At 40.6% G+C, this 22,073-nt stretch carries 25 protein-coding genes and 1 riboswitch; of the genes, 16 read left to right on the plus strand and 9 right to left on the minus strand.

Going from position 1 to position 22,073, the window contains the following annotated elements; all coding sequences use genetic code 11:
* Positions 1-101 precede the first annotated feature (101 nt).
* A complete protein-coding gene (locus H538_RS0115960; RefSeq protein ID WP_026678465.1) occupies positions 102-608 on the plus strand; it encodes a DUF4178 domain-containing protein in 507 nt (168 codons plus the stop codon).
* A gap of 17 nt (positions 609-625) precedes the next feature.
* Positions 626-1,360: a DUF4247 domain-containing protein gene (locus H538_RS0115965; protein ID WP_026678466.1), complete on the plus strand. Its 735-nt coding sequence runs from the start codon at positions 626-628 to the stop codon at positions 1,358-1,360.
* A 347-nt stretch (positions 1,361-1,707) separates the two neighbouring features.
* Here the strand turns inward: H538_RS0115965 and H538_RS0115975 are convergent, their stop codons facing one another.
* From H538_RS0115975 to H538_RS0115990, 4 genes are all read right to left on the minus strand, one after another.
* Positions 1,708-2,601: a DMT family transporter gene (locus tag H538_RS0115975; protein ID WP_026678468.1), complete on the minus strand. Its 894-nt coding sequence runs from the start codon at positions 2,599-2,601 to the stop codon at positions 1,708-1,710.
* A gap of 130 nt (positions 2,602-2,731) precedes the next feature.
* Entirely contained in the window at positions 2,732-4,123 is a 1,392-nt protein-coding gene (locus tag H538_RS0115980) for a nucleoside recognition domain-containing protein (RefSeq protein WP_026678469.1), read from the minus strand.
* Complete coding sequence (locus tag H538_RS0115985) at positions 4,101-4,820, minus strand: FeoB small GTPase domain-containing protein (protein WP_026678470.1); 720 nt, start codon at positions 4,818-4,820, stop codon at positions 4,101-4,103. Before H538_RS0115985 ends, H538_RS0115980 begins: the two co-directional genes overlap by 23 nt.
* A complete protein-coding gene (locus H538_RS0115990; protein ID WP_026678471.1) occupies positions 4,813-5,073 on the minus strand; it encodes a FeoA family protein in 261 nt (86 codons plus the stop codon). The genes H538_RS0115985 and H538_RS0115990 overlap by 8 nt, the downstream gene beginning before the upstream one ends.
* A gap of 269 nt (positions 5,074-5,342) precedes the next feature.
* On the opposite strand from H538_RS0115990, the gene H538_RS0115995 reads away from it, so the two are divergent.
* The 3 genes from H538_RS0115995 to H538_RS0116005 all read left to right on the plus strand — a co-directional run bounded on the left by H538_RS0115995 (position 5,343) and on the right by H538_RS0116005 (position 6,734).
* Entirely contained in the window at positions 5,343-5,606 is a 264-nt protein-coding gene (locus tag H538_RS0115995; protein WP_051291518.1) for an ArsR/SmtB family transcription factor, read from the plus strand.
* A gap of 114 nt (positions 5,607-5,720) precedes the next feature.
* Positions 5,721-6,296: a TetR/AcrR family transcriptional regulator gene (locus tag H538_RS0116000; protein WP_026678473.1), complete on the plus strand. Its 576-nt coding sequence runs from the start codon at positions 5,721-5,723 to the stop codon at positions 6,294-6,296.
* Between the two features lie 24 nt (positions 6,297-6,320).
* Positions 6,321-6,734 carry a DUF5367 family protein gene (locus H538_RS0116005; RefSeq protein WP_026678474.1) on the plus strand — a complete coding sequence of 138 codons (414 nt, stop codon included), beginning with the start codon at positions 6,321-6,323 and terminating at the stop codon, positions 6,732-6,734.
* 20 nt (positions 6,735-6,754) lie between these two features.
* On the opposite strand, the gene H538_RS24090 is transcribed toward H538_RS0116005, so the two are convergent.
* Positions 6,755-8,884 carry a heavy metal translocating P-type ATPase gene (locus H538_RS24090; protein ID WP_051291516.1) on the minus strand — a complete coding sequence of 710 codons (2,130 nt, stop codon included), beginning with the start codon at positions 8,882-8,884 and terminating at the stop codon, positions 6,755-6,757.
* Positions 8,885-9,050: 166 nt separating this feature from the next.
* Between H538_RS24090 and H538_RS0116015 the strand changes: the two genes are divergently transcribed.
* Positions 9,051-9,815 carry a TIGR01457 family HAD-type hydrolase gene (locus H538_RS0116015; RefSeq protein ID WP_026678475.1) on the plus strand — a complete coding sequence of 255 codons (765 nt, stop codon included), beginning with the start codon at positions 9,051-9,053 and terminating at the stop codon, positions 9,813-9,815.
* Positions 9,816-9,860: 45 nt separating this feature from the next.
* Here H538_RS0116015 and H538_RS0116020 read toward each other — a convergent pair whose 3' ends face one another.
* On the minus strand, positions 9,861-10,361 hold the full coding sequence (locus H538_RS0116020) for a phosphatidylglycerophosphatase A family protein (RefSeq protein WP_026678476.1): 501 nt from the start codon (positions 10,359-10,361) through the stop codon (positions 9,861-9,863).
* 149 nt (positions 10,362-10,510) lie between these two features.
* Here H538_RS0116020 and yutH point away from each other — a divergent pair, with 149 nt between their 5' ends.
* The 5 genes from yutH (at position 10,511) to thrB (ending at position 16,014) form a co-directional block, all read left to right on the plus strand.
* A complete protein-coding gene (yutH, locus tag H538_RS0116025; RefSeq protein ID WP_026678477.1) occupies positions 10,511-11,551 on the plus strand; it encodes a spore coat putative kinase YutH in 1,041 nt (346 codons plus the stop codon).
* A gap of 68 nt (positions 11,552-11,619) precedes the next feature.
* Complete coding sequence (locus H538_RS0116030) at positions 11,620-12,594, plus strand: 2-hydroxyacid dehydrogenase (protein ID WP_026678478.1); 975 nt, start codon at positions 11,620-11,622, stop codon at positions 12,592-12,594.
* A 141-nt stretch (positions 12,595-12,735) separates the two neighbouring features.
* On the plus strand, positions 12,736-14,028 hold the full coding sequence (locus H538_RS0116035) for a homoserine dehydrogenase (protein WP_026678479.1): 1,293 nt from the start codon (positions 12,736-12,738) through the stop codon (positions 14,026-14,028).
* A 4-nt stretch (positions 14,029-14,032) separates the two neighbouring features.
* Positions 14,033-15,094: a threonine synthase gene (gene thrC, locus H538_RS0116040; RefSeq protein ID WP_026678480.1), complete on the plus strand. Its 1,062-nt coding sequence runs from the start codon at positions 14,033-14,035 to the stop codon at positions 15,092-15,094.
* Positions 15,091-16,014 (plus strand): homoserine kinase, encoded by a 924-nt coding sequence (thrB, locus tag H538_RS0116045; RefSeq protein ID WP_026678481.1) that lies wholly within the window; start codon positions 15,091-15,093, stop codon positions 16,012-16,014. Before thrC ends, thrB begins: the two co-directional genes overlap by 4 nt.
* A gap of 40 nt (positions 16,015-16,054) precedes the next feature.
* Here the strand turns inward: thrB and H538_RS0116050 are convergent, their stop codons facing one another.
* Positions 16,055-16,291, minus strand: coding sequence for a NifU family protein (locus tag H538_RS0116050; protein WP_026678482.1), 237 nt, complete (start codon positions 16,289-16,291; stop codon positions 16,055-16,057).
* Between the two features lie 151 nt (positions 16,292-16,442).
* On the opposite strand from H538_RS0116050, the gene H538_RS0116055 reads away from it, so the two are divergent.
* Positions 16,443-16,769 carry a YuzD family protein gene (locus H538_RS0116055; protein WP_026678483.1) on the plus strand — a complete coding sequence of 109 codons (327 nt, stop codon included), beginning with the start codon at positions 16,443-16,445 and terminating at the stop codon, positions 16,767-16,769.
* Positions 16,770-16,788: 19 nt separating this feature from the next.
* Here H538_RS0116055 and H538_RS0116060 read toward each other — a convergent pair whose 3' ends face one another.
* On the minus strand, positions 16,789-17,853 hold the full coding sequence (locus H538_RS0116060) for an NAD(P)/FAD-dependent oxidoreductase (protein ID WP_026678484.1): 1,065 nt from the start codon (positions 17,851-17,853) through the stop codon (positions 16,789-16,791).
* Between the two features lie 281 nt (positions 17,854-18,134).
* Here H538_RS0116060 and H538_RS0116065 point away from each other — a divergent pair, with 281 nt between their 5' ends.
* Positions 18,135-18,371 (plus strand): YuzB family protein, encoded by a 237-nt coding sequence (locus tag H538_RS0116065; RefSeq protein ID WP_026678485.1) that lies wholly within the window; start codon positions 18,135-18,137, stop codon positions 18,369-18,371.
* A gap of 41 nt (positions 18,372-18,412) precedes the next feature.
* Here H538_RS0116065 and H538_RS0116070 read toward each other — a convergent pair whose 3' ends face one another.
* The gene (locus H538_RS0116070) at positions 18,413-18,982 is read right to left on the minus strand and encodes an ECF transporter S component (protein WP_026678486.1); all 570 of its coding nucleotides are present in this window, start codon (positions 18,980-18,982) and stop codon (positions 18,413-18,415) included.
* A 192-nt stretch (positions 18,983-19,174) separates the two neighbouring features.
* A riboswitch (FMN riboswitch) is annotated at positions 19,175-19,324 on the minus strand.
* 87 nt (positions 19,325-19,411) lie between these two features.
* Here H538_RS0116070 and H538_RS0116075 point away from each other — a divergent pair.
* From H538_RS0116075 to H538_RS0116085, 3 genes are all read left to right on the plus strand, one after another.
* Entirely contained in the window at positions 19,412-19,648 is a 237-nt protein-coding gene (locus tag H538_RS0116075; RefSeq protein WP_026678487.1) for a hypothetical protein, read from the plus strand.
* 11 nt (positions 19,649-19,659) lie between these two features.
* On the plus strand, positions 19,660-20,514 hold the full coding sequence (gene dapF / locus H538_RS0116080) for a diaminopimelate epimerase (protein ID WP_026678488.1): 855 nt from the start codon (positions 19,660-19,662) through the stop codon (positions 20,512-20,514).
* A gap of 112 nt (positions 20,515-20,626) precedes the next feature.
* Positions 20,627-21,982, plus strand: a complete 1,356-nt coding sequence (locus tag H538_RS0116085) for an IS1182 family transposase (protein ID WP_026676322.1) — start codon at positions 20,627-20,629, stop codon at positions 21,980-21,982.
* The last annotated feature ends 91 nt before the right edge of the window (positions 21,983-22,073 follow it).

A 22,073-nucleotide genomic window follows, 5' to 3' on the forward strand; every position in this document is an offset into this window, starting at 1 on the left:
ATAAAAATATTGTTAGTATGCGTGTCGAAAATTATTTTTTTGACACCCCACCAACGGGTTAAACCGTTGATATATCAACATTTATAGAGGGAGAGAAAAAAATGGGATTGTTCAATCGAATCAAAAATCTTGTTTCAAAACCGGAACCGCCTAAGCCAGAACGTACTGTGCTAGATCTAAGGGAAGGGGACATGGTAGAAGTTTCGTTTGTTACATATGAAGTCATTGGCTCCGTGAAAAATCACGCCCGCAAAGAACAGATGGTAACCTTGAGAGATGGGAATGAACTTCGCTATTTGCATATGGAAGATCGGGAAACATTATCGTTTGCCCTCTATTCTACAATTGATGGCCGTCTCGATTCAATTCGTGAAGTCCCTTCTACAATTGAATTAGACGGAGTCGATTATTATTTAGAAGAAGAATACAATGGCCGGGTGATCGCCACGGGGAAAACGCCTTTTTCAATGGCCGGAGAACAATTCGTCTGGAGATTTCAGTCCGATCAAAGAAAGTTGTTGCGGATTGAATGGCAAGATGGCCGGTTTATGATGTATGAAGGCGAACCAACGATACGTGCGGATGTGCAAGTCGTCCGTGCGACGTAAATAAGGAGGAATTGATATTGAAACGTTTCTCCCTGCTTTTAAAGGTCGGAATTGCTACTATTTTAATGTTAAGCATTTTTTCCGGCTGCTCAAAATCGGATGAAATCAAAGCCCAATATCCACTTGTCTCGGTGAATAATAATGGGGATCAAACATCTTACGTCTATCGGGCAAAAAACCAGACGGTCCCGGAGACAGCCAAACAAATAACGGAAGACCGTAAGCCTGAACAAGTTTCTGAAGAAAATTCGGATCAAATGTTTATCGTTTATTCGGATGAACTTTACAATCTTCAAAAGGATCCGAAAAATCCAAACGATACGTTAATCGAAATCGATAATAAAGAATTTGTAAAAAACAATTATGATTCCTCTTTTCTAAAAGGATTTATTGCCGCGCAAATTTTAGATCATTTCTTTGATTTATTGGATCATTCCTACGGGAGCCACGGTGGATCGTACCACGGGTATGGGGATAGGGATGTTTACAAACCGAACGGATCGTATCATAAACCTACAGCAGCAGATAAAGAAAAGGCACCGCCTGTTACTGTATCAAAGAAAGGCTCCATCACTCGAAGAGGAAGCCATACTTCATCAGGAAGCAGCTCTACAAGCACTTCCGGGCATCAATCGAAGGGTAAAATCAATCGTTCACAATCTGATGATGGAGGGGGTTCATGGTTTCATCCGAAGAAAAACTCCCATCCGCGGACACACTATGGCGGTTATGGCAAAATAAAACGACGATGAAGAGGCACCAACACAAATGAAGTTGGTGTTCTTTTTGCATTTAGGAAAGTTTGTGGAAAACTTTTTTTGCGGTAATGGACATTTTTTCGTCACGGGAGTCAAAGCTGTCCAACAGAAGCGCTCTATAAGACAAAATTTAAGTGGGGAGAGGCAAAACTGTGCAATAGAAGCGCTCTATAAGACAAGATTCAAGTGAAGAGAGGCAAAACTGTCCAATAGAAAAGGTCTATAGGACAGTCCCCGTCACGTTTCCCGAAATGGTCCTTTAGGGCTGATCTGCTGGGCATTTTTCCTGTCTCAGAAGTCTCGGCACCTGAATTTGTCTATCGCGCACTATTTCAATAAAGTCATGTTAAGCTTTTATGGTTAGACGGTCTTCTCATTCCAAAAACATTGACAACAATAACTCCGGATATAGCAATGACTCCTCCGATAATCGACAGCCATTCCGGCAATTCGCCGAGCCAAATCCATGCAATAAAGATAGCAAGCACGGGCTGGATGTACAACGAACTTGTTACAGAACTAGCATTCACTTTTGATAGAGCTACCGCCCAGGTGACATATCCGATCGCTGCGGGGAAAACGCCAATATAGACCGTGGCCAGAGTCGCCGGGGCGCTGGCATGCTGCATATCTAAGAAAAGCCGTGGCAGAAATACGAGCATTGGAATCGTGCCTGCCCATGTAAAATAAGCGGTCAATTCGATAGAACTATATTTCTTAAAAAGCGGTTTTTGAAAAACAAAAAAGATGGATGTAGAGACCGCTGAAAGCAATACCAACAGGGCACCCTTTGAAATTTCAATCGACGTTTCTCCCGCACCAAAAGTAATGAGAGTAATTCCGGCAAAGCCAATCAACAGACCGACCCAGCCGATGGGCAAAATTTTCTCTTTTAATATGAAAGCGGCAATAATGGCTGTGAAAACAGGGGCGGCACCAATTAATAAACTTGCCGTTCCAGCTGACACTGTTTTTTCTCCAAAGGCAAGTGATGTGTGGTAGACGCTAATTCCAATAAAGCCGAGTAAGAAGATTTTTAGAAAATCTTTTTTATTCGGCATCCGGAAAGGTTTCTTCGCAAATAGCGCATAAATAATGAAAAAAGCCGATGCGCTTAAATATCGGAGCAATACTAAGCTTCCAGGAGAATATCCTCCTGATAGTCCGGCACGAATTCCGGCAAAAGATGAAGACCAAAACAATAACGTAATTGCAACTGCTAACCAAGGATTCAATGGACTCATGCCCCCTAATGAAATGAAGTCTATGTACCATTTTCGGGCATGATTTAAAAATTTACAACTAATTTGTTTTGGAAATAAAGATGCCGGAGGAAATAGAATTTCACTTCGGCATCTTTTTATATTATACGAGCCCGAGCCCACGAACGATTTGATTGACTAAAAAAGTGACAATGATGGCTAACGATGTTGGCAGGATAAATGCGACGAACGTCCACTTCACACTCTTTGTTTCTTTGTAAATATTAATCAATGTCGTACCGCATGGATAATGAAGCAATGAAAAAAGCATCATGTTCAGTGCGGTAAGCCACGTCCAGCCATGACTTGTAAATATGTGGCTTAGCTCGCTCATGTTATCCACTTCTGTCAACGCACCTGTCGCCAGATATCCCATCAATAATGTCGGCAGAACCACTTCATTTGCAGGTAAGCCAAGAATGAATGCCATTAAAATAAATCCATCCAGTCCTATCGCTTTTGCAAATGGATCGAGGAAATGAACAACATACATTAAAATACTCGTATCACCAATATAAAGGTTGGCAAGCACCCATGTTAGCACTCCAGCGGGAGCGGCAACGATTACTGCACGTTTTAAAACGTATAAAGATTTATCAAGGGTAGCACGAACAATCGTATTTATAATTTTCGGTTTCCGGTAAGGAGGCAATTCCAGCGTATAATGGGTTGGGATGCCTTTTAACGCCGTTTTTGACAACACCCATGAGACAGTTAATGTCACAATGATTCCAAATACAACCATTAAGACAACCACAAGTGCTGTTATGAATGTCTTCATCCCTCCTGTAAAGCTAGCCGCCATAAAAAGAGAAGATAAGAGAATAAGAGTTGGCCATCTTCCGTTACACGGGACAAAATTATTTGTTAATATCGCAAGCATCCGCTCCCTTGGAGATTCAATAATCCGGGTAGACATGATGGCAGCCGCATTACAGCCAAATCCCATGGCCATCGTTAATGACTGTTTTCCGTGTGCCCCCGACTTTTTAAAAAGACGATCCATGTTAAAAGCTACTCTCGGCAAATAGCCGAAGTTTTCAAGTAAGGCGAAAACGGGGAAAAATATGGCCATTGGCGGAAGCATAACACTAACGACCCATGCCGTACCCCTGTAAAAACCTAAAACAAGAATGCCATAGAGCCATTCGGGGGCGTGGATTGCTTTGAAACCTGCCGTTAAATATCCTTCGATCCAATTGAAAAAGTTGGCGATCGCATCTGACGGAATGTTTGCGCCCGCAATTGTTAAATAAATGACGACCGCTAGCATTGCCAGCATAATCGGAAATCCCCAAATTGGGGACGTTAAAATTTTATCAAGTTTTTCAGAGCGCTGCAGTTTTTCTTTATTCGAATAGTGGACGACATCCTTGCAAATGGAATGGGTGGTTTGATAAATGCTGCTGACAATTTCTTCACGAACGTCCTGATCGGTTAAAGTTTGTGAGTATCCGAACAATTGTTCAATACTAGTGGCATGCTGAGTATCCATGAACAGCAACCTCCTTTTGGACGCCGTTTTGCCGTTTCTTTAGTGCATTGAGAAAGCTTTTGTCACCATCTAACAATCGTAAGGCCACCCAACGTGCAGGGAAAGCATCTCCGACTGCACGTTGAACAAGAGGCTCTAATTGTGCTATTTTTTCTTCGATATCATTACTGTAAGTGACTTGAATTGGGTTTGTCGCAATCTTTCCGTCGGCCATTTGATCAAGCGTTTCAAGCAGTTCATTAATTCCGGTTTTGTTTCGGGCTGAAATTTTTACGACGGGAACGCCAAGTTTTCTCGCTAATTTTCTTTCGTTAATTTCAATCCCTTTTTTCTTTGCTTCATCTATCAAATTAATGCAAACAATCACCTGGCTTGTCATCTCTAATACTTGAAGCGCTAAGTTCATGTTTCGCTCCAGCGCTGTTGCATCAAGAACAACAATGGTTACATCGGGACGTTCAAAAATGATATGATCGCGGGCGACTTCCTCATCGGCCGAATTCGAATAAAGGGAATACGTTCCCGGTAAATCAATAAGCGTGTAGTGTTTTTCTTTATAGTCCAATGCCCCTTCAGCATGTATAACCGTTTTCCCGGGCCAGTTGCCGGTATGTTGCCTTAGCCCTGTTAACAAATTAAATAACGTACTTTTTCCGGTGTTTGGATTTCCGGCTAATGCAATTCTGAAATTACTCATGCGCTTCACTCCTGATTAATGATCCGGTTATCAAAAGGCTTTCTTCTTTTCTTAATGCGATCGTCGTATTGCTTACACGATAGGCAACTGGATCACCTAATGGGCTCTTTTGTAGCACCTCTACTACTGCTCCGGGGATAAACCCGAGGTCCAGCAATCGCCTTTTTAAAGGACCTTCTAACTGAATTTTGTTTATTTGAAACATTTCACCTGTTTTCACTTGAGATAAGGGAATGCTGTTAGATAAGCCCATAATAGTTTTATACCCCCTATTGTTTTGTTTCTAGTCGATTATTTTGCCTCAGTGCAACTTTTAGTTTATATTCATTTTATGAGGTAAACATCTAAGTTGTCAATTAAAAAAAATAAATTTTTCAAAAAATTGTCTTTATCTATTTGACAATGAGAGCGACACTATTTAATATGAATACATACTCATATATAAACGAGGTGTTGAAAGTGGAGCATAAAGAGCAAAATGAATGCAACCATTATAAAGGGCTTGATGAAGAAACATTATTTATGGTTTCGCAAACCTTTAAAGCCCTCTCTGATCCAACGCGAATCCGCATTTTGCACCTCTTGTCGACGAGAGAGTGTTCGGTCAATGAGATAACCGGAGAACTATCATTGATGCAATCAACGGTTTCCCATCAGCTTCGTTTTTTAAAAAATTTACGGTTAGTGAAATTCAGAAGAGAAGGAACAAGCCTTTATTATTCTATTGACGATGAACATGTCATTACACTATTAAATCAAATGATCCATCATGTGAATCATGATTAAAAAGAACTGACGGCTTTTTTAAGCCTTCAGTTCTTTTTTGGTTGACAATTTATACCTATTTTTGTATAAATAAAAGTAAGTTATTCAACCAACTAACTTGAAGGGAGAAGCTTTATGGGGAAACCAAATGTTGTTTCAAAGAAAGACCTGATTAACTCGGCAAAAGAATGCATTGTTAAAATGGGAATTGAAAAACTCACGTTAAAAGCGGTTGCTAACGGAGCTAATGTAACCCAGGGGACTGTTTATTATCATTTTCGATCAAAGGAACAATTATTGCTTGAAATTGTTCGAGATGTTTGTAAATCTTCCTGGGAATCGTTAGACAAAACCAATCAGTCTAAACAAAATTTAATAACCGAATCCTTAAAATCAGCCCGAAGTAGAACTACAGCTAATTCTTTCTATCATCAGTTATTTCTTTCTTTAATTGTAAAAAGCTTTACCAATGAAAAAATTAAAACCGAACTTGGAGAGCTACTGGATTATGAAAATCAATCTATTGAAAGTATTTTTATGGACCGGCAATTAAAGTCTCCAATTGAAGGAGTTTCAATAAAAACATGGGCAATTCTGCTCAATGCTTTAATTGATGGACTTGCGATACAAGCGTTAACATCAAACCATTTTTCTGAAGAGGATATTTATAACGAATTAGAACTAATTTTGCGGGAGTTATTTATTGGGTAAAAAAAATTAAAGGGAGGAAGGCATATGTTTACACAAAAACTTGGATTAGCGGTTTTATTTTCATTGATGGTTTGGTTTGGTGCTACCCTTTTTTTTCTCTTTTTTGGTGATTCAGTTCTCGTAATAATTGAAGATAAGCGTTTTCTAACCCGGTTCGTCATTCTTGAAGCTATTACGGCGTTTCTGTTAGCAACAGTCGTTTTGATTTACAAAAAACTTGATAAAACTTCATATGCAGGCATTAAGTTTGGAATTTTTGGAACGGTTATAGGTTTATTTCTAGATACTTTCACAGTGTGGAATCACAATATTTTCTTTCCCCATTTATCGGAAGGGCAATTCATTTCATTTATCATTTGGATGATTTTTGCTTATGTTTTGTATTTGCTTATTCCATTTCTATTTGAAATAAGAAAAGAAAAAAGGCCCTTGGCTTAGATTCAAGGGCTATCTTTCATTTAGGCTTTAAATCGCAGAAGACGCATACTGTTTAAAATGACAATAAGGGCTGCTCCGGTATCGCTCAATACTGCAATCCATAACGTGAGATAATTCGGGTAAATGAGGGCTAAGGCGGTAAGCTTAGTGATAAGTGAAAACCAGATGTTTTGCTTGATGATCGTCATCGCTTTTCTGCTTAATTGAATCGCATGAGGCAGTTTTTCTAAATGGTCAGCCATTAGAACAATGTCTGCTGTTTCAATGGCTGTATCGGTCCCGGCTCCGCCCATAGCGATTCCGAGGTCAGCAGTTGCAAGAGCGGGAGCATCATTAATCCCATCTCCAACCATTCCGACAACTGTTCCATCTTTTCTTAGCTGATTGATCTTTGCTACTTTATCCTCAGGCAGTAATTCAGCAAAATATCGGTTCACTAGTGCCTCTTTAGCGATTTTTTTCGCCGTTCCTTCATTATCCCCGGTTAGCATCACGATTTCCGCCATGCCTATTTCTTTTAACCGCTTTAAGGCATAAGCTGAACTTTCCCTAACTTGGTCTGATACAGCGATAAGCCCGAGAATTTTCGTTCGGGTACCGATAAGGACAACAGTATGGCCTTCTTGCTGGAATTCTTCAAAAAGGACTTTAACATTTTGGAGAGAAAGGTTCATTTCTGCAAAAAGCTTTTCATTTCCGGCAAAATAGTCAATACCATTGATGGTTGCCGTTGCACCTTTTCCTGGAATCGCTTGATACGCCTCACCTTTTAAACCGATGATATTTCGTTTTTCCGCATGTTCAATAATTGCTTTTGCAATCGGGTGTTTCGATTGTTCCTCGATGGTCCGTGCAATCGAAAGCAAATCTTTTTCTGCCACTTCCGCCAATACGTTGACGGAACAAACTGTCGGCTTGCCTTTCGTTAATGTTCCGGTTTTGTCAAAAGCGACTACATTTAACTTACCGGCAGTTTCAAGAGCGGTTCCGCCTTTTATTAATATCCCTTTCTTTGCCGCATTTCCGATGGCAGAAACGATCGCAACCGGAGTGGATATTACAAGCGCGCAAGGACAAGCGATAACCAATAGCTCCAGCCCTTTATAAAGCCACTCATTCCGTGAACCAACGTTCAATAAAGGAGGGATGATCATCGTAAAGATGGCCAGCAGAAATACAATTGGAGTATAAATGGCAGCAAACCGGTCAACAAAAGCTTGTGATTTTGCTTTTTTCTCCTGTGCTTCTTCAACTAAATGGATGATCCGTGATAAAGTCGTATCATTTGCTGATGAAATCACTTTTACTTCGAGCGCACCGCTTTCATTTACGGTTCCAGCATATACGGCATCTCCTTCTTTTTTATCGACTGGAACGGATTCACCCGTAATAGGCGCTTGATTAACGCTCGATTCTCCATTAAGAATGGTTCCGTCAAGAGGAATCCGTTCACCTGGTTTAACGACGATCGTTTCCCCGACTTTAATCGCTTCAATCGATTGTTGAACAAGTCCTCTTGCTGTTTTCAGCCAGGCTTGTGGTGGAGTGAGGTCCATTAAGTCACGAATAGATGAGCGTGTTTTATCAATGGATTTGTTTTGCAATATATTGCCAATGGCAAACAACCAGACGATCGACGCTCCTTCTAACCACTCACCTAGAATTGCTGCCCCTATAGCAGCGATTGCCATCAAGACATTCATATCGAGTGAACGGCTTTTTAATGCATAATAAGCGCTTTTTGCAGGTTTTGCACCGCTGATTACGATTGCAAGCCCGTAAAAAATGTCCGTTGTAAATTGAGATAAACCTGTATGGGATAAAATATAACCACATGCAATGAAAAGACCTGCCAATAAAGCCGCAACATTACCTTTTGCAGTTGAAGTGGAAGGCAGTGATTTTTGACCTGTAAGCAATTGGCCGGTATACCCTGCTTTTTTAATTTCCTTTTGAATGGATTCTGGCGGTAAACTATGGGCAATTTTCATTTTTCCTGTAGAAAAGTGAACTTGAACCTTTTGGACAGAAGGGAGATTCGCCATATGCTTTTCTAATGATGCAGCGCATGAGGAACAATCCATCCCTTCGATTCGGTAAATTTGATCATTTGTATCTTGATGCAAAGGCTTATCTTTTTTGTGTAGCATTTTACTTCATTCCCTTCCATTGGTAGCAGGAAAATAGATTAACATTTAATATATGATTATATATTCATATATTAAAAAGAAGGTGACAATTTGTAAAGAGAAAATTCGAAATTTATGAATGGTTTTTGGTACAATAGCTAGAGTTAATAAGAAGGGGTAGTGAAATATGAAATCATATAAAGGCTATTTAATTGATTTAGATGGTACGATGTATCGCGGAAAGGAAAGGATTGAGGCTGCCGTTCATTTTGTGAAGAGATTGAAACAAAGAGGGTTGCCTTATTTGTTTGTGACGAACAATTCTTCAAAAACGAAAGAACAAGTGACAGAGACTTTAACAAGCTTTAGCATCCCGGCAACACCAGACAATGTATTTACGAGCAGTATGGCAACAGCGGAGTATATGGAAAAAAAGCATCCAAATGCACGCGTATATTGTATTGGGGAAGAAGGGCTCAAGCAAGCGTTACTTGAAAAAGGATTCAAGCTAACCGAAGACCATCCCGAATTTGTCGTCATGGGGATTGATCGTTCGATTACATACGAGAAGCTCGCCATTGCCTGTCTTGCTGTAAGAGAAGGAGCAACCTTTTTATCAACGAATGGCGATATTGCCCTTCCAACCGAACGTGGATTGTTGCCAGGGAATGGTTCTTTGACATCGGTGGTTGCTGTTTCAACCGAAGTCAAGCCAACGTTTATAGGAAAACCGGAACCGATTATCATGGAAATGGCATTAGAAAAGATTGGCACGAATAAAGAGGAGACATTGATGATTGGGGACAATTATCAAACGGATATTTTGGCCGGTATCAACTCGGGGCTGGATACATTGCTCGTACATACTGGTGTAACGACCAAACAACATCTTGAAAAAGTTGAAGTACATCCAACGTATGTGGTCGACAGCTTAGATGATTGGGCACTATAAAAACAAAATTAGAATAACGGGAAACCCGCAAGTAAGGGTCTCCCGTCATATTTCATCTTTCGCCGCGCGATGAGCAATCCGGCTAGATGCGGCCGCCGCAATGGCGCCAACAATGTCATCAAGGAAGGTATGGACTTTGCCCGTCGATTTATCATTTAACTTCTCTAAAATTCCGGGTTTTTGTTTATCGATAAAACCATAGTTTGTAAACCCAATCGATCCGTAAATGTTGACGATCGATAACGCGATCGTTTCGTCAATTCCGTACAAACCTTCATCTTTTTCGAGAATGGCTTGCAAAGGATCGGGCAATTTTTTTTGTTCTGCCAGAACATCTAATTGAACTCCCGTAAGGATTGCGTTTTGGACTTCACGTTTTGCAATGACTCTTTCCACATTTTCACGACATACGTCCATCGTAAGATCAGGGTGATAGGCTACTTGAAGGAAATAGACAAGTTCTGCAATATCATCAATTGTTACGCCACGTTCCACAAGGAGTTTGCGGGCGGCTTCCTCTATTTTTGCCACTCTTTTTTGTTCCATTGCTTGATCTCCTTTATCGTCTTAATTTTGTATAGTATATGAAATACCTTAAAAGATATGAACAACACCTTTTTTTAATGTAAAACTAAGTATAACAAGAAAGGCGTTCAAGTCATAGACTGTAGTAATTGAAGATTTGGGGTGATGTCATGTTAGAGAGGGATATTTTTCATCATTACCAGTTATATTGTGAAGAGACACAAATGATAAGAGGATTTCGATCGTTTATTTCAAATGGTGAACACTATCTTATTGTCCCGCAAAGAGCTATAACGCAAAACCGGATTCAAGAAATTATTCATATGAGCGAATTTTTGAAATACGTTGGGGAAGAAGGCATCGCGGAACTTTATCCGACGTTAACTAGTCAGCCAAATGCCTATATTGAAGGTGATCCTGTTTTGCTTTTTCGAATTCCAAAATCCACTTCAGGATCAAGAAAACATGCTTCTTTAGGGATAGAATTGGCGAACTTTCATGAGAGGGGAAAAGAGTACCCGGCTTATTCCACAGAAAGTTTTCTTTTTGGTCAATGGGCAGAGCTCTGGATGAAACGGGTGGAAGAGACAAAAGCCCGATATAACCAGGTTAAGGAAAAAACAGAGAAAAATGATTTTGATGAGCTTTTTTTAACTACTTTTCCTTATTACGAAGGCCTTTCCGAAAATGCGATTCAATATATGGTTGATCATCACATTGATAACGGGCCATTCAGTTTAAGTGCACCTTCCATTTGCCATGACCGTTTTACTGAGCAGTCGTGGATTCCGCTTGAGGAGGCTGAAAGTGGTTTTGTAAAACTTCCTACGAGCTGGGTAGTGGATCACCCGATGAGAGATTTAGCAGAATATATTCGTTCGCGCATCTATGATCAAGACTATCGCTCAGAGAGCTTGCTTCAGTTTTTAGATGATTATGAACGAATCAGTCCGATTACGAAAGAATCATGGCGGTTGCTTTATGGAAGGCTACTTTTCCCGGTTCATTATTATGAAATGATTGAAGCGCATTACAATAATGAACGAGACATCGGCAAAGAACTTTATATGCAGCGATTTTTCGAGTATATAAATGCCGAAGACCGAAATGAACGATTTCTTCGCTCTTTTTTCCCAACGATTGGCTTGCCTGTTGATCAATTGAATATTCCTGTAGTCGATTGGTTGATCGATCCCGCGCTTTCAACATAAAAAGCGCGTTTTTTTTGTATATAAAGGGTTTACATGAGAGAATAAAAGAAAAAACGGGAGGGACTACGATGAAGCCATATGTATTTATTACGCGAAAAATTCCCGAAAAAGCCTTACATACGTTAAAAGAAGTAGCGGAAATTAAAATGTGGGAAAAAGATGATGAAGCGGTTCCAGAAGAGATTCTTCTTTCTGAAGCAAAAAAGGCAGATGGTTTGTTGACAATGGTCTCTGATCGAATTGATGAAGAGGTGCTAAAGCAGGCTGAAAACTTAAAGGTTGTTGCAAATATGGCAGTTGGTTTTGACAATATCGATGTAAAAGCGGCAACCAGGCATAATGTGGTGATTTGCAACACTCCAGATGTGCTAACCGATACGACCGCCGATTTAACATTTGCTTTAATGATGGCTGTTGGACGAAGATTGATGGAAGCGGCAGATTATATCAAGAATGGAAAATGGGTGAGCTGGAGCCCGCTTCTTCTTGCCGGTACCGATATTCATCATAAAACGATGGGCATCGTTGGAATGGGGAGAATTGGTGAAGCTGTGGCAAGGCGGGCGAAAGGCTTTGAGATGAAAGTTCTTTACCATAACCGTAACCGAAAACCTGACGTTGAAGAAAAACTTGGCGCAGAGTATCGATCATTTGAAGACTTGCTTTCTGAAAGTGATTTTGTTGTGAATTTAACGCCACTGTCTAATGAAACAAAGCATCTTTTCAATTCAAGGGCATTCACATTAATGAAAAAAAGCTCCTTTTTTATTAATGCAAGCCGGGGAGCGATTGTCGATGAAAAGGCTCTTATCGAAGCGTTAGAACAGGGAAGAATCGCCGGAGCAGGACTTGACGTATTTGAGAAAGAACCGATTTCCTTCGACCATCCACTCTTGAAATTTCACAACGTGGTTGCCCTGCCGCATATCGGAAGCGCGAGCATGGAAACACGCTTGCAAATGGCGGAACTGGCGGCTAATAATATTGCTGCAATCTTGCAAAATAAAAAAACGAAGGCAGTCGTCAACGATGAATTGCTTTAAATCAAGAATACGAAAACAGGCGCAGTCCGCCTGTTTTTATTTTTTTTTAATAACCCCTTGTTTAAAAAACAGTTTAGGTCTATAATGTCCATTATATAAAAACAAATGTATTTTCTAAGTAGACAAAGGGGATGGAGAGAGATGAGAGAGAGCGTTTCTGTTGGACTTTTAGGACTTGGAACAGTTGGAAGCGGAGTTATTCGAATGATTGAAGGCCATCAAGAAGAACTGCAACACCGCGTTGGCTGTCCCGTTCATATAGAAAAGGTGTTGGTTCAGAGCCTCAATAAAGAGCGGCTTGTCCCCATTAACCGCTCGTTATTAACGGATCAAGTCGATGATATCGTAAACAATCCAAATGTTGATATTGTCATCGAAGTTATGGGCGGAATCGAAGAAACGAAAAAATATATTTTACAAGCTTTAAAAAATAAAAAACATGTCGTTACGGCGAACAAAGATTTAATGGCATTGTATGGCGGGGAATTATTAGAGGCGGCGTTAGAAAATGGCTGTGATTTGTTTTATGAAGCGAGCGTTGCCGGAGGCATTCCAATTATTAGATCCCTTGTCGACGGTCTTGCTTCAGACCGGATTAAAAAATTAATGGGGATTGTTAATGGTACGACAAATTATATTTTAACTAAAATGGATCAAGAAGGCCGCGATTACAATGACGTATTGCAGGAAGCACAGGCGTTAGGTTTTGCCGAAGCTGACCCGACCTCTGATGTAGAAGGGCTGGATGCGGCCCGGAAAATGGCAATACTTTCGACGCTTGGCTTTTCAATGAAAATCAATTTAGAAGATGTTTCGGTTGAAGGAATATCGGGGGTCACAAGAGAAGATATTGAATACGGTAACCAGTTCGGCTATAAAATGAAGCTCGTTGGACTGGCGCAAAAAGACAATGGGAAAGTGGAGGTAAGTGTCGGGCCGACATTTATTCCAAAATCTCATCCGCTGGCCTCCGTCAATAACGAATACAATGCAGTGTACGTTTATGGCGAGGCAGTTGGCGAGACGATGTTTTACGGACCGGGAGCCGGACAGCTTCCTACAGCTACTGCAGTTGTTTCCGACCTCGTCGCATCCATTCAAAACATGAGGCTTGGCGTCAATGGGAAACATTCTATTACACCACAGTTTGACAAAAGCTTAAAATCGCCAGAGGAAATGAAATCCAAATTTTTCTATCGTATTCATGTTAAGGATGAGCAAGGCGCGCTTTCACAAATTACGACGCTATTTGCTGAATATAATTTAAGCCTTAAGCAATTATTGCAAAATCAGCTTCCAAAAGAAGGCTTGGCGGAGATCGTCATTATTACACATCAAGCTAGTAAGAAGGATGATGAAGCCGTTTATAACCGCTTACGGGATTTATCAGTCGTTCATGAAATTAAAAGCCACTATCGGGTAGAAGGAGAATAAGACAATGAGCTGGAAAGGATTATTGAAACAATACAAAAACTTTTTGCCAATCACTGAACAAACACCTGAACTTTCCCTTCATGAAGGAAATACTCCTCTTATTCAATTAAAGTCTTTATCGAACGAATGGGGAATTGACGCTTATGTCAAATATGAAGGAGCCAATCCTACAGGTTCATTTAAAGACCGGGGGATGGTCATGGCCGTAGCGAAGGCGATCGAAGAAGGAAGCGATACGATTATTTGTGCATCTACTGGAAATACTTCCGCGGCTGCAGCTGCGTACGCGGCAAGAGCCGGCCTCCGCTGTATGATCGTCATTCCGGATGGAAAGATCGCTTTAGGCAAGCTGGCTCAGGCGAAAATGTACGGCGCAGAAATTTTTGCGATTAAAGGGAATTTTGATGATGCGTTAAAAATGGTTCGAGCCATAAGCGAAACAGAACCGTTAACCCTGGTTAATTCAGTCAATCCTTTTCGGCTCGAAGGTCAAAAAACAGCAGCTTTTGAAATTGTGGATGTTCTTGGCAAAGCGCCGGATATACTTGCGATTCCGGTCGGCAATGCGGGAAATATTTCTGCTTATTGGAAAGGCTTTAAAGAATATAACAGCCACCTGCAATCGGGACTACCGAAAATGCATGGGTTTCAGGCTGAAGGATCAGCAGCAATCGTTCGAAACGAAGTCATTGAAAATCCGGAAACGATCGCAACAGCTATCCGCATTGGAAATCCAGCAAGTTGGCATTTAGCTGTTGATGCTGCAAAAGAATCAGATGGTCGTTTTGAAAGCGTAACGGATGAAGAGATTTTGGAAGCTTACCAGCTCTTAGCCAGAACTGAAGGAGTATTTGCAGAACCCGCTTCATGCGCTTCCATTGCCGGGATCATGAAGCAAGTAAAAAACGGTGTAATTCCGAAAGGCGCAACAGTAGTCGCTGTCTTAACCGGAAACGGCTTAAAAGATCCAAATGTCGCCCTCGATAGCGTAAAAATTGATCCTGTTGTTCTTCCAAATGATGAAAAAGTGTTGAAAGAAACCATTAGAAGAGGAGTGCTCCAATGAGTTTCTCTCCATTTACAGTCAAAGTTCCGGGGAGCACCGCAAATTTAGGGCCAGGGTTTGATTCGGTTGGTCTTGCGATTAATCGGTATTTAACCATGCATGTATCCCCTGCAAATGAATTTAAATTTAAAGGGGTTTCCGATGGGCTTGAACAAATTCCGCAGGGGGAAGATAATCTTGTTTATCAAGCCGCGTCATTTGTGGCAAAAAAATTCAAAAAAGAACTTCCATTTTTCCATGTTGAAATGTCAAGCGAATTGCCGCTTGAGAGAGGAATGGGAAGCAGTGCCGCAGCCATCGTTGGCGGCATTGAAATTGCTAATACGCTACTGGCACTTTCGCTTGCCAAAAAGGAAAAAGCCCATTATGCATCAATGATTGAAGGCCATCCTGATAATGTAGCCGCCTCTGTTTACGGCGGGTTGATCATTGCCCTGTATGATGGACTGGAGACGGAAATTGTCCATGTTCCTACCCCTTCCGCAGGGATGATACTAATGGTTCCGAAACATCCGCTTAATACGGAGCACGCGCGCAGCTTGCTGCCTAAAGAGTTGAAGTTTCAAGAGGCTGTTAAGGCAAGTGCAGTAAGCAATGTCTTGATCGCTGCGATTTTACAAGATGATTGGAAAAAAGCAGGGCGAATGATGGACCAGGATCAATTTCACCAACCGTATCGTGAAAATTTAATCCCTCATTTTCATCAAATTCGGAAAAGAGGAAAAGAATTAGGATGTTACGGGGTTGCAATTAGCGGCGCAGGCCCGTCAATTGTTTGTTTTGCTCCTGGTGAAATCTTGGCAAAAGTGAGCCAGCAATTTAAACAACAATTTCCTGACTTTACGCCGTTAATCGTTGTGCCGGATAAACAAGGAGTTTCTGTTCAAGATCAAAATTATTTGCTTTCTAAATCGATTTAATATAAAAAAACGAGGCGGATTTACTCCACCTCGTTTTTCCTTAGAATACTTGTTCTAACTCGACTACGCCCGGCACTTCTTCAAGAAGGGCACGCTCGATACCAGCTTTAAGTGTAATTGTGGAACTCGGGCAGCTACCGCATGCACCCATTAAACGGACTTTAACCACTCCATCTTCAATATCCACTAATTCAACGTCTCCTCCATCACGAAGAAGGAACGGACGCAATTTATCAAGAACTTCTTCAACTTGTTCACGCATTGTTGTATCTGACATTTTATCGCTCCTTTTCTTTCACAACTTACTTATATTATACTGATTATACTTCAAAAAATCCACGTCCTTGCCTGAATTTCTTCCTTTCCATCCTTCACGAAGATCGGCTACAATAGTTATTAAGAAGGCGCAAAAGTTAGAGGTGAAAAATGTGGAGCGTAAAGAAGTAACAATTAAAATTTATGGTGCTGAACAAAAATGTCCAAGCTGTGTAAATTTACCTTCATCGAAAGAAACGATGGAATGGCTGGAGGCAGCCATCTCCAGGAAATTTCCCGATCAACCGTTTTCAATCCACTATATTGATATCGAGGAACCGCAGCAAGGAGAAGACCGGCAATTTGTTGAACGCATAATGGAAGAAGACTTATTTTATCCTGTCGTTTTGATTGATGGTGAAATCGTAGCCGAAGGAAATCCGCGATTGAAAAGCATCTACAGCATAATGGAACAAAACGGATATATTTCCCAAAATTAAAAAGCCCGGTATGGGCTTTTTAATTTTGGTATTTATACAACCATAAGATTCCAGATTTTAAAAGCCGCGGGACTCGTCCAATAAGAGCTGTATTTCCCATGCTTCCAAATCCGCTTTTTTTACCGAGAGATCCCATGATACCTTTTAGCTTAAATTCAGGCAATTCTGGGATCGGCTCATTCTTCCATTTCTTTTGCAAAACGAGTGCAATTTGTTCCCCCTGTACCTCAGCAAGTTGAGCGCTAGGTGAAAATGGGAGGCTCGCACAATCCCCTACGACATATACATGCTCGTCATTTGGCAAATGGTGATGGGGCGATAAAATTACACGGCCGCTATTATCTTTTTCAACATCAAGGGCGCGAACAAGCTTATTTGGCTGAATGCCTGCCGTCCAAACGATGGCATCACAATGAGTAGGCTCATCATGGTTGTAAAGCGTATTTTTTTCGACTTTTGTAATGTTGGAGTTATTAATGACTTCAACTCCATGTTCAATAAACCAATTTTGAACATAATGGCTCATTTTCTTTTTGAAAGCGGAAAGAATGATTTCGCCTCTGTCATATAATTTGATGTGCAAGTCAGGCCGGCTTTCGCGAAGCTCACTCGCTATTTCTACGCCGCTAAGTCCGGCGCCTACCACTCCGACAATGGATTTCGGCGGCAGATTGTTCAACACCTGGTACGTCTGACGGGCATTGTCCACGGTTTGGATGCTTAATGTATATTCATCCGCTCCAGGAACGTTATGATACTTATCCTCACAGCCGAGACCAATAACTAAATCATCGTAAGATATCGGCGCCTGGCCTTCCACATGGACTTGCTTATTCTCTAAGTCAATTCCAGTAATCTCCCCATAAACAACGTTTAACTTCGAATGTTCAGGGAAGGGAATACGAATATGATGATCTGAGATGGTACCAGCAGCAAGAGCATAATACTCTGTCTTTAAACAATGGTAAGGCAGTCGGTCAATCAAAGTAATTTGCAGATCATTCGGCAAATCAGATGCTTGAAATAGGCGCTTTAAAATACGCATATTGCCATATCCGCCGCCAAGTAAAACTAAGTGTTTCATGTGTCATTTCCCCTTCTCTTTGATGGATCAAAAATCATTCAGGGGGCAAAATCCCAACCTAAATAAAAATCCGCACTTAAATAAGTCTCCTCTTCTATTTAAGATAAGGAAACCATTTCGCAATTATTCATTCATAGTATAGCACTTTCACCCCTTTTCACAAAACGTTTTTGTCGAAAATTTGCTGGAACACAAAAATTCCCATGGCGTGATAAAAATATATTTTAGTTGACTGCTGAAATTTGAAAGGATAGGATAAGTTAAGTGAAGAGGTGAAAAAGATGAAGCCGATTATTGAATTTTGTGTCAGCAATTTGGCCAATGGCTCACAAAAAGCATTAGAAAAATTGGAGCAAGATTACGATTTAGATGTGATTGAGTACGGTTGTCTCGGCTATTGCGGCCAATGCGCACGTTCGTTGTTTGCTCTTGTCAATGGCGAAGTGGTTCGAGGCGATACGGCTGATCAGCTCATTGAAAATATATATCAATATTTGGAAGAAAACCCGATGTTTTAAAAAGCATCATCGAACGAAATCGATGATGCTTTTATTCATATTTAATATGAGTATCTTTTAAGCATTGGGCGAAGTCGTGTATATAACAGAACGAATAAGATCGTAATGAGGAGCCCTTTTATAATATTAAATGGCGCAATGCCCACAAGAACTAAATTTAGCATCGCCTGTGATGACATTTGCGGCGCATGCAAGAACCACGTATAAGCCGGAAGGATGACGGCATAATTGAGAATTCCCATTAAAAGCGTCATTAAAATCGTGCCTGTTACGAGTCCCATTGACAAACTTTTTGTCGTTCTATTTTTCTTAAATAAAAAGCTAGCCGGAACGATAAATGCTGTACCCGCAATGAAATTTGCCATTTGATCGATGGGCACTCCTGTCAGGCTGTTTTGAAGACAATAATGAAGCAAGTTTTTGATTGCTTCAACTACAATGCCTGATCCTGGTCCAAAAAGTACGGCCGCAAGCAAGGCGGGTACCTCGCTGAAATCAATTTGCAAGTATTTTGGAAAACCAGGCAATGGAAAATCAAATGCCATTAAGACATAGGCGATGCCGCTTAACATCGAAACGGCGATCATTCGGTACACTTTCCCTTTGTGCATGTTTGAAATCTCTCCTTTGTGCATTTAAGCGCCATCTTTGATTTCAAGTATGCAGTGCATCCCAGGTAAAGAAACTCCCTTAGCAATGGGCGCTAAGGGAGTTTCTTGTAGGCATCATTAATAAACATTTTAATTAAAAAATGCAATACTAAACAAAGGCTTTTATTTAAAGAAAAACAAAAGCTGATGCACCGACATCTTCTCCCATCCAGACTATACTGTCGGCTCTGGAATTTCACCAGATCAGCCAAGTAATCACTAAACTACTTGGGTCGCGGGCTGATGAAGAGGGAATCTTCAATTACCGCCGGTGGGGAATTTCACCCCGCCCTGAAGATGAATCGCTAAATTGTATTTGATTACAAAATTCATTATACTTGATAAAATAAAAAATGTGAACAAAAACACATATATGATGGGAGAAACGTTATGTCTACGTTCGAATATACATGGCCCTACGAGAAGATGATGGATGATATTTATATTAATGAATGCCCTTTTTGCAAAAGTGGAAACGTATTGACCAATATGAAGCAAGAAGATCTTGAACTTGCGAAAGAAGGGATTAAACGTCTGCTTGTTATGCCATGTTGCCGCGAAAAACTGGTGATCTTAAAAGCGGATGACGATTATTTTTGGACAGAAGAAAAATTAAGAGAAAGATAGGGGAAGCGGATATGGGATCATTTCGTTTTACAAAAATGCACGGTCTTGGGAACAACTATATTTATGTTAATGCGTTTAATGAAAACATTGAAGAGGAACGCTTGTCCGAACTGGCGGTGAAAGTCGCCAATGTTCATAAAGGCATTGGATCAGACGGATTGATTTTAATTTGTCCGTCTAAAGCCGCGCCTGTCAAAATGCGCATTTTTAATAACGATGGATCAGAGGCAAAAAATTGCGGAAATGGCCTGCGCTGTGTAGCCAAATACGCTTATGAAAATGGGCTGGTAAAGGATACGACGTTCTTGATTGAAACACTTGGTGGACTTGTGACAGCAACCGTTCATGTGGAAGGAGGAACCGTCCGTACGGTAACCGTTAATATGGGAGAACCGCATCTTGCACAAAAAGAGATCCCTTTATTAAATGGTTCGGATCAGCCGTTTATCCATCAACCGGTTACTTTTGCAAATGAAAAACTGTATATGACAGCCGTTTCAATGGGGAACCCTCATGCCGTCTTTTTTGTCGATCATATTGAAGATGCTCCATTAACGACACTAGGACCGATTATAGAAAAAGATAACATGTTTCCTGAAGGAGTGAATGTAGAATTTATTGAGATGGTCAGCAGCAATGAACTTCATTTCCGCGTATGGGAAAGGGGTTCGGGTGTGACACAAGCATGTGGAACGGGAGCATGCGCGGCCGTTGTTGCAGCCATTCTTAATGAGAAAGCAAGAAGAAATGAAGAAATTACCGTTCACCTGGCTGGAGGTGACCTGATCATTAATTGGACGGATGAAGGGGAAGTCTTTATGACAGGACCTGCGGAAGTGATATGCGAAGGAAAATTTTATTATTAAAAAAATCCCCTCTAAAGGGGATTTCAGCTTGTAGACAAAGTCCATAATGTGGACTATGTCTACAAGCTTTTTTTATAATTAAAGTAGAATTTTCTTTGTGGGGGTTAGGTAGATGTTATCAAAGCGAAAGGAAAATAATCGTCATCAAATTGAAATGGTGGCTCTAGATGAATTGGTACCAGAGGATCATCTGGTTCGAAAAGTGGAACAAGCCATTAACTTTGATTTTATTTATCAACTAGTCGAGGATAAATATTCACTTGATAATGGCAGACCAAGTATAGATCCCGTTGTTCTCATTAAAATGGTGTTTGTGCAATACTTGTTTGGGATTCGTTCCATGAGGCAAACCATTAAGGAGATTGAAACCAATTTAGCTTATCGTTGGTTTTTAGGCTACGGATTCACAGAGAAGATCCCCCATTTTTCAACGTTCGGTAAAAACTATGAGCGACGCTTCAAGGATACGGATCTGTTTGAACGAATCTTTTATCGAATCCTAAAGGAAGCGATGGATAAAAAATTAGTCGATCCATCCGTAGCCTTCATTGACTCTACACACGTGAAGGCAAGTGCCAACAAAAAGAAATATGATAAAAAAGTGGTTCGAGTGGAAGCGAAAAGTTACCAAAAACAACTCGAACTTGAGATTAATGCTGATCGGGAAGCACATGGAAAAAAGGAATTTCCCCTACAAGATAAAGAAGAGACGAAAGAGGTCAAGGTAAGTAAGACGGACCCTGACAGTGGTTACTATGTGAAAGATGAACGTGAAAAACTTTTTGCTTATTCTGTTCATACGGCGAGTGATTCAAAAGGTTTCATTTTAGGAACCAAGGTAACGGGTGCCAATGTTCATGATAGTTGTATGTTGGATACGTTGTTGAATGAAGTGATAGAAAAGGTCGGAAAGCCGACAGCCGTTGCCGTAGATGCCGGATATAAAACCCCTTTTATCGCGAAGTATTTGATGGATCAAGAGATAAGACCCGTAATGCCGTATACGAGACCTCGCACAAAAGATGGTTACTTTAAAAAGCATGAGTATGTCTATGACGAATATTATGATTGTTACATTTGTCCGGAACAACAGGTTTTACCTTATAGAACCACTACCAGAGATGGATATAAACAGTACGCCTCTGACCCTGAAATCTGTAAGAATTGTCCATTTTTAGACAAGTGCACCCAAAGTAAAAATCATCAAAAATTAATTCATCGACATCTTTGGGAAGAGTACATAGAAGAATGTGATCATTTAAGACATACACCTGAAAATAAATATATCTATGCCAAACGTAAAGAAACGATTGAGCGGGTCTTTGCGGATGCAAAGGAGAAGCATGGCATGCGTTGGACAACCCTAAGGGGGCTTAAAAAATTGTCGATGCAGGCGATGCTTACTTTCGCTGCCATGAATCTTAAGAAGATGGCATGCTGGACGTGGAAGAAGCCATGTCCAGCATAAGATGACTACAGAAAAAACGTCAAAAGTGATGAAAAAAACAAACCCGTTCTAAAATCAAAGATTTAAAAACGGGTTTGTCAACAGTCTGAAA

This window comes from Fictibacillus gelatini DSM 15865, from assembly GCF_000430745.1.
GTDB lineage: Bacteria > Bacillota > Bacilli > Bacillales > Fictibacillaceae > Fictibacillus_A > Fictibacillus_A gelatini.

Bases quoted from the DNA above. Each gene is read 5' to 3' on its own strand.
- H538_RS0115960 (WP_026678465.1), top strand. From the start codon at position 102: ATGGGATTGTTCAATCGAATCAAAAATCTTGTTTCAAAACCGGAACCG.
- H538_RS0115980 (WP_026678469.1), bottom strand. From the start codon at position 4,123: ATGGATACTCAGCATGCCACTAGTATTGAACAATTGTTCGGATACTCA.
- H538_RS0115985 (WP_026678470.1), bottom strand. From the start codon at position 4,820: ATGAGTAATTTCAGAATTGCATTAGCCGGAAATCCAAACACCGGAAAA.
- H538_RS0115990 (WP_026678471.1), bottom strand. From the start codon at position 5,073: ATGGGCTTATCTAACAGCATTCCCTTATCTCAAGTGAAAACAGGTGAA.
- H538_RS0115995 (WP_051291518.1), top strand. From the start codon at position 5,343: ATGGTTTCGCAAACCTTTAAAGCCCTCTCTGATCCAACGCGAATCCGC.
- H538_RS0116000 (WP_026678473.1), top strand. From the start codon at position 5,721: ATGGGGAAACCAAATGTTGTTTCAAAGAAAGACCTGATTAACTCGGCA.
- H538_RS0116005 (WP_026678474.1), top strand. From the start codon at position 6,321: ATGTTTACACAAAAACTTGGATTAGCGGTTTTATTTTCATTGATGGTT.
- H538_RS24090 (WP_051291516.1), bottom strand. From the start codon at position 8,884: ATGCTACACAAAAAAGATAAGCCTTTGCATCAAGATACAAATGATCAA.
- H538_RS0116015 (WP_026678475.1), top strand. From the start codon at position 9,051: ATGAAATCATATAAAGGCTATTTAATTGATTTAGATGGTACGATGTAT.
- H538_RS0116020 (WP_026678476.1), bottom strand. From the start codon at position 10,361: ATGGAACAAAAAAGAGTGGCAAAAATAGAGGAAGCCGCCCGCAAACTC.
- yutH (WP_026678477.1), top strand. From the start codon at position 10,511: ATGTTAGAGAGGGATATTTTTCATCATTACCAGTTATATTGTGAAGAG.
- H538_RS0116030 (WP_026678478.1), top strand. From the start codon at position 11,620: ATGAAGCCATATGTATTTATTACGCGAAAAATTCCCGAAAAAGCCTTA.
- H538_RS0116035 (WP_026678479.1), top strand. From the start codon at position 12,736: ATGAGAGAGAGCGTTTCTGTTGGACTTTTAGGACTTGGAACAGTTGGA.
- thrC (WP_026678480.1), top strand. From the start codon at position 14,033: ATGAGCTGGAAAGGATTATTGAAACAATACAAAAACTTTTTGCCAATC.
- thrB (WP_026678481.1), top strand. From the start codon at position 15,091: ATGAGTTTCTCTCCATTTACAGTCAAAGTTCCGGGGAGCACCGCAAAT.
- H538_RS0116050 (WP_026678482.1), bottom strand. From the start codon at position 16,291: ATGTCAGATACAACAATGCGTGAACAAGTTGAAGAAGTTCTTGATAAA.
- H538_RS0116060 (WP_026678484.1), bottom strand. From the start codon at position 17,853: ATGAAACACTTAGTTTTACTTGGCGGCGGATATGGCAATATGCGTATT.
- H538_RS0116065 (WP_026678485.1), top strand. From the start codon at position 18,135: ATGAAGCCGATTATTGAATTTTGTGTCAGCAATTTGGCCAATGGCTCA.
- H538_RS0116070 (WP_026678486.1), bottom strand. From the start codon at position 18,982: ATGCACAAAGGGAAAGTGTACCGAATGATCGCCGTTTCGATGTTAAGC.
- H538_RS0116075 (WP_026678487.1), top strand. From the start codon at position 19,412: ATGTCTACGTTCGAATATACATGGCCCTACGAGAAGATGATGGATGAT.
- dapF (WP_026678488.1), top strand. From the start codon at position 19,660: ATGGGATCATTTCGTTTTACAAAAATGCACGGTCTTGGGAACAACTAT.
- H538_RS0116085 (WP_026676322.1), top strand. From the start codon at position 20,627: ATGTTATCAAAGCGAAAGGAAAATAATCGTCATCAAATTGAAATGGTG.